Origin of the sequence: Oceaniferula marina (genome assembly GCF_013391475.1) — a bacterium.
Classification (GTDB): domain Bacteria; phylum Verrucomicrobiota; class Verrucomicrobiia; order Verrucomicrobiales; family Akkermansiaceae; genus Oceaniferula; species Oceaniferula marina.
This window is the reverse complement of the sequence record NZ_JACBAZ010000002.1, coordinates 594,813-607,641: the sequence shown is the minus strand read 5'-3', so window position 1 is coordinate 607,641 and position 12,829 is coordinate 594,813. Positions and strand designations below refer to the sequence as shown.

Below are 12,829 nucleotides of genomic sequence, written 5' to 3'. Positions count from 1 at the left end.
AAAAGAGTAGCGGAATTGCGATTATGTGCGATTCTTCCTCCGCAAAAAAAGATCATCTCCACTCTCCATGAGCTTCCGTCTCTCTGCCATCACCCTTACCGCAATCGCCAGCTTGACTGCTTCAGGCTGGGGAGCTCCCGACCCCATTCTCAGCCTGTCCGACCTGAAATCGCTTCAAGCCAACATCAAGCAGGTCAGTAAAAAGGTCATGCCTGCCACGGTGTCCGTCTTCTCTGCCAAAAACGGAGCCTCGGGCAGCGGCGTCATTGTCAGCAAAGACGGTCTGATCCTCACCGCCGGCCATGTGGTCCGCGGAGCGGAGGAAATGACGGTCATCTTCCCCGACGGCTCGCAGGCGAAAGGAAAAGTTCTCGGTGCCAACTACACCCGGGATGCGGCCATGATTCAGATTACAGACAAAGGACCGTGGCCCTACGCTCCGATCGGCCACTCAGGCAAACTCAAAACCGGTGATCCGGTGATCGCGCTCGGCCATGCCGGCGGGTATGACCCGGTTCGCACACCACCCGTCCGCTTTGGGCGTGTCATTTCCACTGACCGTCAGGGCTTTATCAATACCGACTGCACTCTGATTGGCGGTGACAGTGGCGGCCCGCTGTTCGACCTTCAAGGCCGGGTGATTGCGATCCATTCATCGATCGGCTATTCCCACAAAATCAACAACCACTCCGGTATCGATGGCTTCCGTAAAGACTGGGACAAACTCAAAAGCGGCGAAACCTGGGGCCGCCTGGGCTCCAGCAGCTTAGACGACCCTGACAACCCGGTTATCGGGATCTTTACCGCGCACTCCCGCAACGGCGGCGTCGTCATCACCAACGTCATCAAAGGAGGCCCCGCATTCAAAGCCGGCCTGAGAGGAGGAGACATCATCCGCAGCATCAATGGCAACGAAATCCGCAACCAACGGCGGCTCAGCGCCATCATTTTCCAATTCAAACCAGGTGACACCGTCAAAATTCGAGTCACTCGTGGCGAAGACAGCCTGACCCGCAATGTCACCATCGGCCGCAAAGGCGACCTCCAATAACCCCCAACTTCCCGACTTCCCGACTTCCCGACTTCCCGACTTCCCGACTTCCCGACTTCCCAACTTCCCAACTTCCAGACTTCCAGACTTCCAGACTTCCAGACTTCCAGACTTCCCAACTTCCCAACTTCCCGACTTCCCGACTTCCCAAAAACCATGAAGTTCCCGACGCTCATTTTCCTATCCTCGCTCAGCCTGACTCTCAGCTTGCCTGTTCTGGCCCAACGAGGGCTCCAGATGCCCGACCCCTTGGACAGCCTGACAGCGGAACAAAAACGCACGCTCTCTGGCCAGGCCAAGCGACTCTACCACGCGGCACGTCCGGTCATCAGCAAGGCCTCCCAAAGTACCGTTGTCCTCAGCTACAAAAACCAGCGCATTTCATACGGCACCGTGGTCCGTGACCCGAAAAGCAAACAAAACATCATTCTCACCAAGTGGAGCGAAATCGCTTACTACCACAAGCGCCTCAAAGTCATCGCCCCCAATGAAAAATATCACTGGACGGAACTCATCGGCATTTATCCGGAATATGACCTCGCGGTCCTCAAAACCGACCTGAAACTCACCCCGCTTTCTCTCAACCATGCCGCCACCCCTGACATCGGTGAGTTTCTGGCCGCAGCGGATGCCAGCAACGGCCTGCTCGCCCTCGGCGTGGTCAGTGTCAAAGAACGAAGTCTGCGCGAAACAGACAAAGCCTTTCTCGGCGTCCTGATGAGCGAAAAAAGTTCCTCGCTCGGCACCAGACTCGACCGCGTGGAGCCACAATCCCCGGCCTCCCGAGCCGGCCTCCGTCAGGGAGATATCATTACCTCCATCGATAAAGAGCGATTCAAAGGAGCCACCGAAATCCGCAACACCCTGCAGCGCCTCGAACCGGGAACCAGGATTCAAGTCGACTACCTCCGGGGAAAACAAAAAGCCAGCACCAAGGTCGTCCTCGGCTCGCGCCCAAGCGAACTCGACCCCAGTCGCTTCCCCCGCCAACGCCTGAATGAAATGCAACAAATGGGCGCCGCCCCCAACCGGATCCGGCACGGGTTCCCCAGTGTCATCCAATCGGACATGAAAATCCAATACAATGAAACGCCCGGAGACCCACGGGACGACTACACCAACGAATGCGGCGGTCCCGTGGTCAACCTCGACGGCCAAACCGTCGGCATCATCATCGCCCGCGGAAGCCGGATCAAAACCTTCATCATCCCTGCCCACACCATCAGCGAGCTGCTCAAAACCAAGGCGAGCCAACCCACCCGGAACTACACGGCACGCCAGACCCCAAATCAAGCCCGAGGCAGCGGCCGGTCCGGCTACCCTCGCCGCTACTCGCCACGCCCTCCACGCGCCATCCCACTGGAGGAATAGATTTACGCGGCCACTCCGTTCCCACGCACGGCAAATTTTTGAATTGTTTGATTGCCATCCTTAGCCAGTCGTGCAAAGTCCCCTCCGTTATGGCGAATGCAACCAATGTTCTTGCGAATGGAATCGAAATCAAAGGTTCTATCAAGTTTACCAATGACATGGTCATTGATGGGAAAATCGAAGGCGAAATCATTTCTGACAAAGGCAAAGTAACCATTGGTGAAAATGCCCAAGTCGACGGCGACGTCCAAGCGGGGGAAGTCAAACTTTTCGGTAAAGTCAAAGGCACCATCACTTCCGAGCGATGCGAGCTGAAAACCAATTCCAAACTCGACGGCGATATCAAAACCAAAATGCTCAGCATGGAGGAAGGCGCTGTCCTGTCAGGCCGAACAGAAATCGGAGGCTAAGGCTTGCCGATCTGACGAGCGTCCAGACGCTCAACGCACGTTCAAGTAACCGGGGTCTTACCGACCTCGGTTTTTTTGTGCCCCGCACTCTGGCTTTTTTTTTCGCAACTTCCGCCGTAAACGATGGTTTACATCCCCACAACCCAGTAAACCTAACTATGAAAAACAACACATACAACATTCGTAACGGCAATACACTCGCCCTCGCCACCGGTATCGCCCTTTCCTGTTTCACACTCGGCATCAGCGATGCCGAAGCACAACGTAATGGTAAAGGGAACAAAGGAGGAAAAGGCCATGGCGGCAAGGGCAAGCCAGGTGCCAGAGCACATGACCGTGGATTCGATCTGGCCGAACTCGGCGTCATCCGTGATAAAATTGCAGCCCACAAACGCCTCACCATCGGAGGAGCGGGATATTACGACCAGAAAAACCACGAATTGCGCCAAGGGCACGTTAAAGTCTACTCGATGATTCGTCATAACCTGGTTGAAGACCGGATCAGTGAACAACTTGGCCGAGATGCCGTCGATGAACTGCTCGCCATCGGAGAACAAGCCAAGGAGCTACAAGGTGAAGACGGCACCCTGAATGCCGAAGACGCCGCCACCATCGCAGCCAAACAACGCGCCCTCGGCAAACGCATCGCCGAAGCCCGTGAAAGCAAGGTCAACCCCGACATCCTCACCCCCAAGGTCAATGAACGCCAGGTTCATATGGAGGAACTCTACCGCTTCGCCGTCGATAGCAAAACAGCCAGCAAAGGCCAGGCAGCCACCTTACGCCGCCACCTCGACAGCCTGGAGAAAAAAGAAGACACTGCCAAAAAAGATGGCAAAATCAGCGACCGCGAACACGAAAAGCTCATCGAGGAAACCATCGAGGTCTGGAAAGCATTTGCCAAAGTCCTGAAACCGTAATGCTCAGGACTGGCGATCCAACAAAGCCTCAGTGATCTCCATCCACTCTTCACCCAGCCCGGCTTGACCGTCCGGCTGGGTTTTTCCTGCCCGGTCATACCAGTATCCGGCATTATCCAGATCACCCTTCACCCGGTGCAAATGCGCATGCACCCAGGCAGCTTCCGGGGTATCTACATCCTGGCATAAGTCGTGTGCTGCATTCCATCTCCCGGAACGAGCCAACCATAATGCTTTTACCTCCTCCGACACACCGGTCGGAGGGGTCCCCCCACGTGCTGCAGCATACGCCAAATCGCTTGCATTCATACTGCATTCAAACACAGAGAATCATCGAGATCAAGTGAAGAAGATCGCAATATGCATTCGCATGATCGCTCACGCAGATTCATTCTCCTCTTCTCATTTTCCTCTCCCAATCCCAACGCAATTTCTACATCACATCACGCACAACCTCAGTATACAGATGCTCCAACTTTCCACACTCATTGACCAACGGATAGACCATACGGCTTGGCCATCTGATTTCTTCAGACTGGTACCGATACGAGAGATTCCGACTTAATACCAATGAGGAAAAGTAACTGGTAGTATTTTCGAGCTGATTTTGTTTTTTATCAAGGAATGACGAAGGACTGGTGCGGGCACCATGACTGAGGAAAAACGCCGAAATCCAGCCAAAGAAATGCCGCTTTTCATTCCCATCAGCTACGCTGACCAGCTTCCAGATCTAGCTCTTAACTCTTTGTCCATTCCGATAAAATAACCGGGAGAATGGTTTGAGGTGTGCCCTTAAAAGAACTCCACCACGTATCCCTCACGCAAGCCTCCACCCGTGATCCTCACCCAATAGACACCACGGTCTCCAGCCTCAAAGTCCTTGGGTTCAAAGTTGATGGTATTGCCATAGGCAAACACATACTTCACCCCAATATCCCTACCCTCAACCTCGGCGTTGGATGATATTTTTTTCTCCGGACTCTTCCGCAATTTGAAAATGCTGATCTCAATTTTGTCTTTCGGAGGAACCTTGCCCTTCATGTAAAATGACCAGGCGGTTCCATGCATATACTCTTTCGGAAAATAGCCTGCTCCGGGATACGACCAGGTCTTCACCCGGGATCCGTCCCCCGCTCCATCCATGGCCCACATTGCGGAATACTGGCTACCTCCGCTGCCAAACCCCGTCTTGTCCATTGGCGGATTCAAACACCACCGACGATGACCGCGCCGTTCGCGGTTATTCGCCCCCGCATCATTGATGTATTGCGCCACCGAGGCTTCAACATCACCCATCGACGATAAATTACACTTGTTCGTGTAATGCCCGAGATCGTGAGACAAGCCTCCTTTTTTCAAACAGGCCATCGCGGCCTCTTCACAATGACCATTTAACTTGGAGTCCATCTTCACCTTGTGAGGAACACCACACAAATAGCGGTAAACATTCAGCATATTGGTCGCCTTTTGCTCCTCCCTGAACTCGCCACTACGATCTTTGGTCTTAAGAATTTCACGAACCGTCGAACGAATCTCCTGCTTGGTTTTCGGATACAGCGATTTGGGGCCATCGCTCACACCATCATCCACATCATCCGCTCCGGAGTCGTCATCTCCTGCATCATCTCCCCCGACTTCACCTCCTCCATCAGGCTGCCAATCTTGCAAAAACTCCTGGTCCGCCTTACTCAAGCTGGAAATATCCACCGTATAGGTCTTTCTCGCTCCGGAGCGCAAACGAAAGGTCACCTTGCCATCCTGTTTCGAAATCAATTCGGTCCGTATCTTTTTTCCTTCCTTGTTCACCAAGGTTCGAAACTCCGCGGTAACAGGCACACAGGTAAAGATCAACGCACACAGCGCCACAAGCACGCTGCGCCAAGCGGCATAAACAATAGCATTTTTCATCATCGTAGGGTGCCGTCAAACTAACCTAATCCCTTCTCCCCGCAACCCTAATTTTATCTGCTCACCAATGCCCCCCGACCCCCAGGGCTCCTACATGAGGGAGATGCTCTCAGTGATGCCTGCGGCGCTGACAGGAAGGCCAGGACTTTTAATTCTCAAAGATCAAGGTTGCCCAAACCCTATCGCTACCTTCTAAAAAAATCCTGTATATCCTCTTCAACCCTGTAAATCATGTCAGCGCCGCAGGCTGTTAGCTCTAATGTATTCGCCCTGCCCCGACCCCGGATTACCGTTCCACCCCGGCCTAAATTTTCGATTTTCGGGTTACCATCAACCGGAATCCATGATTCAATCCCCCGAGTCATATGCCCAACATCGAGATCAAACCCGAAGGAACACATCCCATCCAGTTCTCAGTCATGCTCAAAAATCGCGCCGGAGCGCTGAGCAGCTTGGTTCGCTTGTTGAGATCGGCCAACATCGAAGTCATCGGGCTGAGTGTCCAGGACTCCCGTGATGCAGCTATGGCGCGGATCGTGGTGTCCGATTCCGATGCCACAATCACGATTTTCCGCGAAAAAGGCATCCCGCACACCACCTCCGAGCTGGTCGTGATCGAGCTCAAGGAAGCCGGCCGGGATCTGGCCCAGGTGCTCGACGTTCTGCGATCGGCAGAAACAAACCTTGATTTCGCCTACTCCTTGATGCCTCATCCCAAGGGAGCCTCACTGATGGCCATGCACCTGGAAGACACCCAATTTGGAGCCTCTGTTCTGGCAAGGGCCGGGTTCAAGGTCTATTACGAGGAGGATTTGATCCGCTAGCCGCGCATTACCACACCAGACACTCCCACCTTTTTACAACCACGCTCCTGCCAACACGCATGTCCGAATCCTTTTACCAGCAAACAAACAACGAACCGGACAAAAGCTTTGAACTCTCCTTGCGCCCGCCAGGTTTTGAGGAATTCCACGGTCAGGAAAAGGTCACCGATCGCTTGATGCTCATGGTCAAGGCCGCCGCCATGCGGGACGATGTGCTCGAACACATCCTACTTTCCGGCCCTCCCGGGCTCGGAAAAACCACCCTGGCCAACATTATTTCCAACGCGACCGGAACCAATCTACACACCACCTCCGGCCCGCAAATCGAAAAAGCCGGCGACCTGGCAGGCATCCTGACCAATATCCAAAAAGGTGATATTCTCTTCATCGATGAAATCCACCGCCTCCACCCGGCGATCGAGGAATACCTCTACCCCGCTATGGAGGACTACCGGCTCGATATCATCATCGATTCCGGACCCGCCGCCCGAACCATTCAGCTCAATTTACCCAAATTCACCCTCGTAGGCGCCACCACCCGGGCGGGTATGCTAACCTCACCACTCCGCTCACGCTTCGGCTTGGTCAACCGACTCGACTACTACAGCCAAAAAGAGCTGGCCACCATCATCAAACGCTCCGCCCAACTCCTCAAAGTGGACATCCAGGACGACGGGGCCGATGAAATTGCCGACCGCTCGCGCGGCACTCCCCGTATCGCCAACAACCTGCTTCGCTGGACCCGCGACTACGCCCAGGTCAAAGCCGATGGCGTCATCACGGCCCAAACCGCCCACGCCGCCCTGACCATGATCGAGATCGATAACGATGGGCTCGATGAGATGGACAAACGCATTCTCGAGTCCGTGATTTACAAATTCCGTGGTGGCCCGGTCGGGCTATCCAATCTGGCTGTCGCCCTCGGAGAGGACGCATCCACACTCGAAGAGGTTCACGAACCCTTCCTCATCATGCAAGGGTTCTTGAAGCGCACACCCCGCGGTCGCGTCGCCCTACCCGCCGCTTACCAAAAGCTAGGAGCCATTCCGGAAACCGACCAACCCGGCCTGCTCTGATCCTCCACATTTTTTTCTGCCCCGATATGCCCAACAATCTCAATCAACTCATCGACCACTGCCGTTCCGAAGGGCTGCGCAGAACCAAGGCCCTCGAAGAACTTCTCCGCACCTTGCTCGAAAGTGATCGGCCGATGACCCTCGCCGAACTCACCGAGTCACCCCGCCTCGCCAACCAATGTGATAAGGCCACCGTATTCCGCCTCCTCCAACGGCTGGCCGACAAGGGCATCCTCCGTCGACTCGGACTCCATGAACGAGCCGCTTATTTCGCCCTGCTTCTACCCAATCAGCACCGCGACTACCTGATTTGCACCGAGTGCGGTTCGATCGAACCCATCAACGCCCCCTGTCCTGTTCACGAACTCGAAAAAGAAATCCAGTTCACCACCGGCTACAAAAACCTCTACCACGAACTTGAGTTCTTCGGCACCTGCCCAACATGCTCAGAGCAGAAGTAATACCATTTGAGTGGTTAAATTGGCTGAATGGCACTGAAGGTTTTCGATTTTAACTAGGCGCAAGGAAGGCGCATAGCGGGCTATGCAACCGACGCGCAACAACGGTAAAATCTAAAAGATTCAGTGCCCCCCTTGTCATTCAGCTTGCTGACTGACTCATCATCCTAAACGCAAACCATTCTGCCAATTTAACTGGGAGAATGGTATAATACCATTTGAGTGGTGGGGCTGCCGGGAGAATGGTATAAGCCATCCCGCTTCCTGATTTCCTGAAGAAAGAGACAAAAAAAGCTCCGCTTCTTCGGAGGGGATAGAAGAGCGGAGCGTTTTTAGGGGGGGGTGTTTGGGGGAATAGTTGGGGAGTGGGTGGGTGTCTGTCAAAAGGGGATTTGCGAGACCTCACTCATCATGGGTTGGGAAGGGATGATGAGGAAACCCTCGCAAACGATTGGAACCTTTGGGGATGTCCCTCTCGTTGAAATTCAGATTAGACACCTTTTTTATAATGGCAAGACTTTTTCTGTAAAAAATAGCCTTTCGCGGCCCATTTTGGCCTCAAAGCACGAAAAACAACGCATTTACGACACAATTCAACGCGTATATTCTGGCACTATTGGCCATTTTTTATAAAAAATATACTTTATTCGCAATCCGAACTCACCTATCGGAAGCTAACGGGCAGGGCTTTTGCCAAATGGTCGAGCAATTTCTGGTGTGCGGTATCCACCTCTTTGGACTTCATCGTGCGCTCAGGTGAGCGATAATGGAAGCTGTAGGCAATGGATTTTTTATCTGCTGCGAGCTTCTCACCACTCGGATCGGTGAAAACATCGAAACAGGCATACGATGCGAGCAGCATTTCATTATGCTTCTTGATCGCTTTTTCAATCTCGGCATTGGCCAGCGTCACCGGAGCCTCCATCGCGGCATCGCGACTCGAACCAGGGAACTGGGGCAAATCATCCACCTGTGCGGTTCCGCAGCTCAGTTGCTGACATTTTTTAACATCGAGCTCGGCAAGGTAGATCGGCTTGCCACTCCCCAGATCACGGCACTTCGCAGGCGTCAACTGGGCAAAAGCGCCAATCGGCTTGCCCTCGCAAAGGATATCGGCAGCAAGAATAAAACCTTCGCGCTTACGCGGGTTAAGTTGGATTTCGTGACCCGGCAACAAAGCGCAGACAACGGCCTTCAGATCGAATGCGTCCAAGGTATCCGGTTGATGTGACCAGGAAGCAGGGCGGGCATCACCTCCGAGCAACAAAGCAAGCGAGTCAGCCTCCAAATCCTTTGCTTTCCCGCCTCCCGCGTTCCGGAACTGGCGGCCAATTTCAAAATAGAGCAACGATTTCACTCCTTGGCGGATGTTCCGCGCGGCCGTTGCCACCAAACCTGGTGTCAGCGATGGGCGCATCACGGCGTGATCCTCGCTCAATGGCAAAGCCACCCGAATCACATCTCCATCCTGAAGCGGACGCAGCGGCAAGGCGCTATCCATCTGGGCTACCGTCGAATCCGTGGAATGGTCGGCAATCAGCTTGATCGTCTGAGTTTCATGGAACCCGAGCGCAGCCAACTTACGGCGTAACTCCATCTGGTAATCATATGCGGCATCCACTTCGCTGGCATGCACGTAAGTCCCGGTAAAACGTGAAGGCACCCGGTCAAGTCCATGCACCCTGGCAATTTCCTCAACCAAATCAATGTGACGGCTCAAATCCAGACGGAAGCTGGGGATTTGCCAAGCACCACAATCCGCCTTGCTCAGTCCAAGACGAACGAGGATGTCTTCGGCCCCCTCAAGAGAGATGGAGCCCCCCATGAGCTGATCGAGCTTAGCGGCATCGAGCTCCACCTTGGAGGTCAACACCGGAGCCTCACCGGCGACACAGGTTTCATGTTCAATGGTTCCACCGGCAATCTCGGTAATCAGTTTCGCGGCGAACGCTGAAGCCTTCAGAGCTGCCTGAGGATCGCTTCCCCGCTCAAAGCGATAAGAAGAATCTGAGCTAAGGGCCAGACGACGCGACGTTCTACGAATCCCTGACGGTGTGAAATAAGCGGATTCCAGAATCACGTCCGTCGTGGATTCGGTCACGCCGCTGTCGTAGCCGCCCATGATGCCGCCCAAGGCAAGCACCGTTCCGGATCCGTCGGAAATCACCACATCCTCATTTTTCAAGGTGTAGGTCTCCTCATCGAGCGCCTTGAATGTCTCCCCCTCCCCAGCCATCCGGATATCGAGTGGCACACTCACCTTGGAACCATCAAATGCGTGCAATGGGTGCCCAAGCTCATGCAACACGTAGTTGGTGACATCCACCACATTATTGATCGGGCGCAAACCAATCGCTTCCAGCTTGGTCTTCAACCACGCCGGGGACTCTTTCACGCTGACTCCGGAAATCTTGACGGCGGTGTAATACGGACAGGCATCAGGAGCCGAAATGCGAACCACTTCCTCACAGCTTACCGTTTCGGCCAACTCGCCCCTATCCGGCAAGGTCCGCTCAATCCCAGCGAGGGCAGCCAGTTCGCGTGCCATCCCGGTGTGGGACAACAAGTCCGGGCGATTCGGGGTGACTTCCACCTCGATGATGGTGTCGGTATCAAACATCTGCTGCAGCGGAACGCCGATCTCGGCATCCTCGGGCAAAATCATCAAGCCGTCCTCTACGTCCGTCAGGCCGATTTCACCCGCGGCGCAAAGCATGCCCTTGGATTCCACTCCGCGCAACTTACCCTCTTTAATCACAAAGCCACCACCAAGATCCGATCCAGGCAAGGCACATGGCACCTTGTCACCGACCTTGTAATTCTGGGCACCACAAACGATCTGACGCAATTCGCCTTCACCGGCATCCACCATACAGACTTTCAATCGGTCGGCATTCGGGTGCTGTTCGGCTGATTTGACTTGGGCCACCACAATACGGTCGGACGGCACTCCCTTTTGTTCGATTCCCTCGACCTCAACCCCGGCAAAGGTCAACAAATCGTCAATTTGCTGGAGAGAAAAATCCGCAAGGTCCAGGTGATCTTTAAGCCAGTTGAGAGAAACGTTCATGATTTTTGGGATTGGTCAGTTGAAAGTTACCGGTTTCCAGCCACTTAGGACTGCACCGCGCGGGGGTTTGAGCATAATTTGCCATGTTTTTACAGCCATTTTTATCGATTCGCGAATTATTCGACGCCTGACAGGATTTCGATTATACTCCGGCATGCCTGCTTGGCTCCGCATTTTTACTCTGATCACTGGTTGCAGTCTTTTGCAGCTGATGACGACCCGCGCCGATTGGCGGAGCGAGATCGGCTGGGACCTACTCGGTATCTACGCGGGCTCCAAGGTGCCCGATGGCAGCAGTGTCCAACTTGAAATGGTGGAAGCTTACGCCTCGGGCAGCACCCGTTACATGCCGGACCTCAACAACGCGGCTCTCAGCGACATCAACATCACCAATATCAGCGATACAGACAACGGAGTTTCCAGTCACGCCACCACCGTGGCCCGCAATTTTTTTGGTCGCGGCACCAGCCTGTTGAGCAATGCCGGCAGCACCCATCCCGTCGGTATCCGCAGCACGGATGACTTCATCAACCAGTTCCTCAATCTCAACGGCACGGTGGGAAGCAGCACCGCCGCGGTCACCTGTCACGCCTACATCGGAACGGCCGACCCTGAGCAGGAAGCGCTGTTCAACGAAATCATCGCCCGCTTCGATTTCTACTCCCAATCATCCGGTGGTGTGCATGTCGTCGGACTGAACAATGGCAGCAACGCCGCCATCCCCCCGATCTTTGGCAGCGCGTATCATGCGATAGCCGTTGGACGCAGCGATGGCGGCCACTCGCATGGATTGACAGCCGCCAATTATCCGGGAGCTGGAAGACAAAAGCCGGATATCGTCTCCCCTGAAACGGCTACAAGCTGGGCCACCGGATCTGTGGCATCCGCAGCGACCATCTTACACGCCCTCGGATCCTCGTCCGGCAATACCGATGCCAGCCACCAGGATACCATCAAAGCCTGCCTGCTGGCCGGAGCGTGCAAACACCCATTTCCCGGGTGGAGCCAGACAAGCAGCCAACCGCTTGATTCCACCTTTGGAGCCGGAGAGCTCAATATCTTCCATAGCTACCGGATCCTTGAAATGCAGGAGTCCTCTCCGGGGAGCGTCTCATCCCGGGGCTGGTCCCGCAGCAGCGTGCGCACCACCCGGTCGCGAACCTACCGCTTCACCACGCCTGGGTATGCCAGACAGTTTTCCCTTTCGGCCGCCCTCATCTGGCAATGCGATGTCAGCTACAGTCCGCTATTCCAAAGCTATAGCCACCAGACCCTCGACAACCTCCGGCTCGAATTACTCGATGAGTCTGACACCGTCATCCAGACCAGCGACAGCTCCCTAGACAACGTTGAACACCTCTGGAACACACAGCTAGCGCCGAACACAAACTACAGCCTGCGGGTCTCCAGCAGTTCCGGCAGCTCCAATTTCTCACTTGCCTGGCAGCTACGAGGCGACCCCCAAAGCACCGTCGAGGTCAGCCACTCAACCTCTTCACCAAGTGAAGCCAAGCTGAATTTCACCCGCCTCATCCCGGAAGTCAGCTACACCCTGCAGCGCTCCAGCACCCTGACCCCAAACGATTCCTGGCAAGACATCCACACATTCACCGCAGAATCCACCACCTCCACATGGACGGACGCTGCCGTGCCGCCCGGCGGACGCAGTTTTTACCGCCTGCTGTCATTTCCACCGTAGAATACAACCCAGCCTCTGAATCATTTTAAGCGCAACTTTTTG

11 protein-coding genes are annotated in these 12,829 nt (G+C 54.6%); 8 read left to right on the top strand and 3 right to left on the bottom strand.

The features are described 5' to 3' along the window. The first annotated feature begins 67 nt into the window (after nt 1-67). The 4 genes from HW115_RS06900 (at nt 68) to HW115_RS06885 (ending at nt 3,752) form a co-directional block, all read left to right on the top strand. Nucleotides 68-1,051: a S1C family serine protease gene (locus HW115_RS06900; protein ID WP_178931852.1), complete on the top strand. Its 984-nt coding sequence runs from the start codon at nt 68-70 to the stop codon at nt 1,049-1,051. Nucleotides 1,052-1,207: 156 nt separating this feature from the next. Continuing rightward, a complete protein-coding gene (locus HW115_RS06895; protein WP_178931851.1) occupies nt 1,208-2,422 on the top strand; it encodes a S1C family serine protease in 1,215 nt (404 codons plus the stop codon). A gap of 89 nt (nt 2,423-2,511) precedes the next feature. Further along, nucleotides 2,512-2,832, top strand: coding sequence for a bactofilin family protein (locus tag HW115_RS06890; protein ID WP_178931850.1), 321 nt, complete (start codon nt 2,512-2,514; stop codon nt 2,830-2,832). Nucleotides 2,833-2,990: 158 nt separating this feature from the next. Beyond that, nucleotides 2,991-3,752 (top strand): hypothetical protein, encoded by a 762-nt coding sequence (locus tag HW115_RS06885; protein WP_178931849.1) that lies wholly within the window; start codon nt 2,991-2,993, stop codon nt 3,750-3,752. 3 nt (nt 3,753-3,755) lie between these two features. Here HW115_RS06885 and HW115_RS06880 read toward each other — a convergent pair whose 3' ends face one another. Continuing rightward, nucleotides 3,756-4,061: a hypothetical protein gene (locus HW115_RS06880; protein WP_178931848.1), complete on the bottom strand. Its 306-nt coding sequence runs from the start codon at nt 4,059-4,061 to the stop codon at nt 3,756-3,758. Between the two features lie 483 nt (nt 4,062-4,544). After that, a complete protein-coding gene (locus HW115_RS06875; RefSeq protein ID WP_178931847.1) occupies nt 4,545-5,663 on the bottom strand; it encodes a CAP domain-containing protein in 1,119 nt (372 codons plus the stop codon). A 362-nt stretch (nt 5,664-6,025) separates the two neighbouring features. Between HW115_RS06875 and HW115_RS06870 the strand changes: the two genes are divergently transcribed. From HW115_RS06870 to HW115_RS06860, 3 genes are read left to right on the top strand one after another with little or no spacing between them, the layout of a single operon-like run. Next, complete coding sequence (locus HW115_RS06870) at nt 6,026-6,484, top strand: ACT domain-containing protein (protein WP_178931846.1); 459 nt, start codon at nt 6,026-6,028, stop codon at nt 6,482-6,484. 59 nt (nt 6,485-6,543) lie between these two features. Next, entirely contained in the window at nt 6,544-7,560 is a 1,017-nt protein-coding gene (gene ruvB, locus HW115_RS06865; protein WP_178931845.1) for a Holliday junction branch migration DNA helicase RuvB, read from the top strand. 26 nt (nt 7,561-7,586) lie between these two features. Next, nucleotides 7,587-8,021: a Fur family transcriptional regulator gene (locus tag HW115_RS06860; RefSeq protein WP_178931844.1), complete on the top strand. Its 435-nt coding sequence runs from the start codon at nt 7,587-7,589 to the stop codon at nt 8,019-8,021. A 661-nt stretch (nt 8,022-8,682) separates the two neighbouring features. Here HW115_RS06860 and pheT read toward each other — a convergent pair. Then, nucleotides 8,683-11,088: a phenylalanine--tRNA ligase subunit beta gene (gene pheT, locus HW115_RS06855; protein WP_178931843.1), complete on the bottom strand. Its 2,406-nt coding sequence runs from the start codon at nt 11,086-11,088 to the stop codon at nt 8,683-8,685. Nucleotides 11,089-11,242: 154 nt separating this feature from the next. On the opposite strand from pheT, the gene HW115_RS06850 reads away from it, so the two are divergent. Continuing rightward, nucleotides 11,243-12,787 carry a hypothetical protein gene (locus HW115_RS06850; RefSeq protein WP_178931842.1) on the top strand — a complete coding sequence of 515 codons (1,545 nt, stop codon included), beginning with the start codon at nt 11,243-11,245 and terminating at the stop codon, nt 12,785-12,787. The last annotated feature ends 42 nt before the right edge of the window (nt 12,788-12,829 follow it).

What these genes read in the sequence shown, in the direction of transcription:
- HW115_RS06900 (WP_178931852.1), top strand. Translation starts at nt 68, where the DNA reads ATGAGCTTCCGTCTCTCTGCCATCACCCTTACCGCAATCGCCAGCTTG.
- HW115_RS06895 (WP_178931851.1), top strand. Translation starts at nt 1,208, where the DNA reads ATGAAGTTCCCGACGCTCATTTTCCTATCCTCGCTCAGCCTGACTCTC.
- HW115_RS06890 (WP_178931850.1), top strand. Translation starts at nt 2,512, where the DNA reads ATGGCGAATGCAACCAATGTTCTTGCGAATGGAATCGAAATCAAAGGT.
- HW115_RS06885 (WP_178931849.1), top strand. Translation starts at nt 2,991, where the DNA reads ATGAAAAACAACACATACAACATTCGTAACGGCAATACACTCGCCCTC.
- HW115_RS06880 (WP_178931848.1), bottom strand. Translation starts at nt 4,061, where the DNA reads ATGAATGCAAGCGATTTGGCGTATGCTGCAGCACGTGGGGGGACCCCT.
- HW115_RS06875 (WP_178931847.1), bottom strand. Translation starts at nt 5,663, where the DNA reads ATGATGAAAAATGCTATTGTTTATGCCGCTTGGCGCAGCGTGCTTGTG.
- HW115_RS06870 (WP_178931846.1), top strand. Translation starts at nt 6,026, where the DNA reads ATGCCCAACATCGAGATCAAACCCGAAGGAACACATCCCATCCAGTTC.
- ruvB (WP_178931845.1), top strand. Translation starts at nt 6,544, where the DNA reads ATGTCCGAATCCTTTTACCAGCAAACAAACAACGAACCGGACAAAAGC.
- HW115_RS06860 (WP_178931844.1), top strand. Translation starts at nt 7,587, where the DNA reads ATGCCCAACAATCTCAATCAACTCATCGACCACTGCCGTTCCGAAGGG.
- pheT (WP_178931843.1), bottom strand. Translation starts at nt 11,088, where the DNA reads ATGAACGTTTCTCTCAACTGGCTTAAAGATCACCTGGACCTTGCGGAT.
- HW115_RS06850 (WP_178931842.1), top strand. Translation starts at nt 11,243, where the DNA reads ATGCCTGCTTGGCTCCGCATTTTTACTCTGATCACTGGTTGCAGTCTT.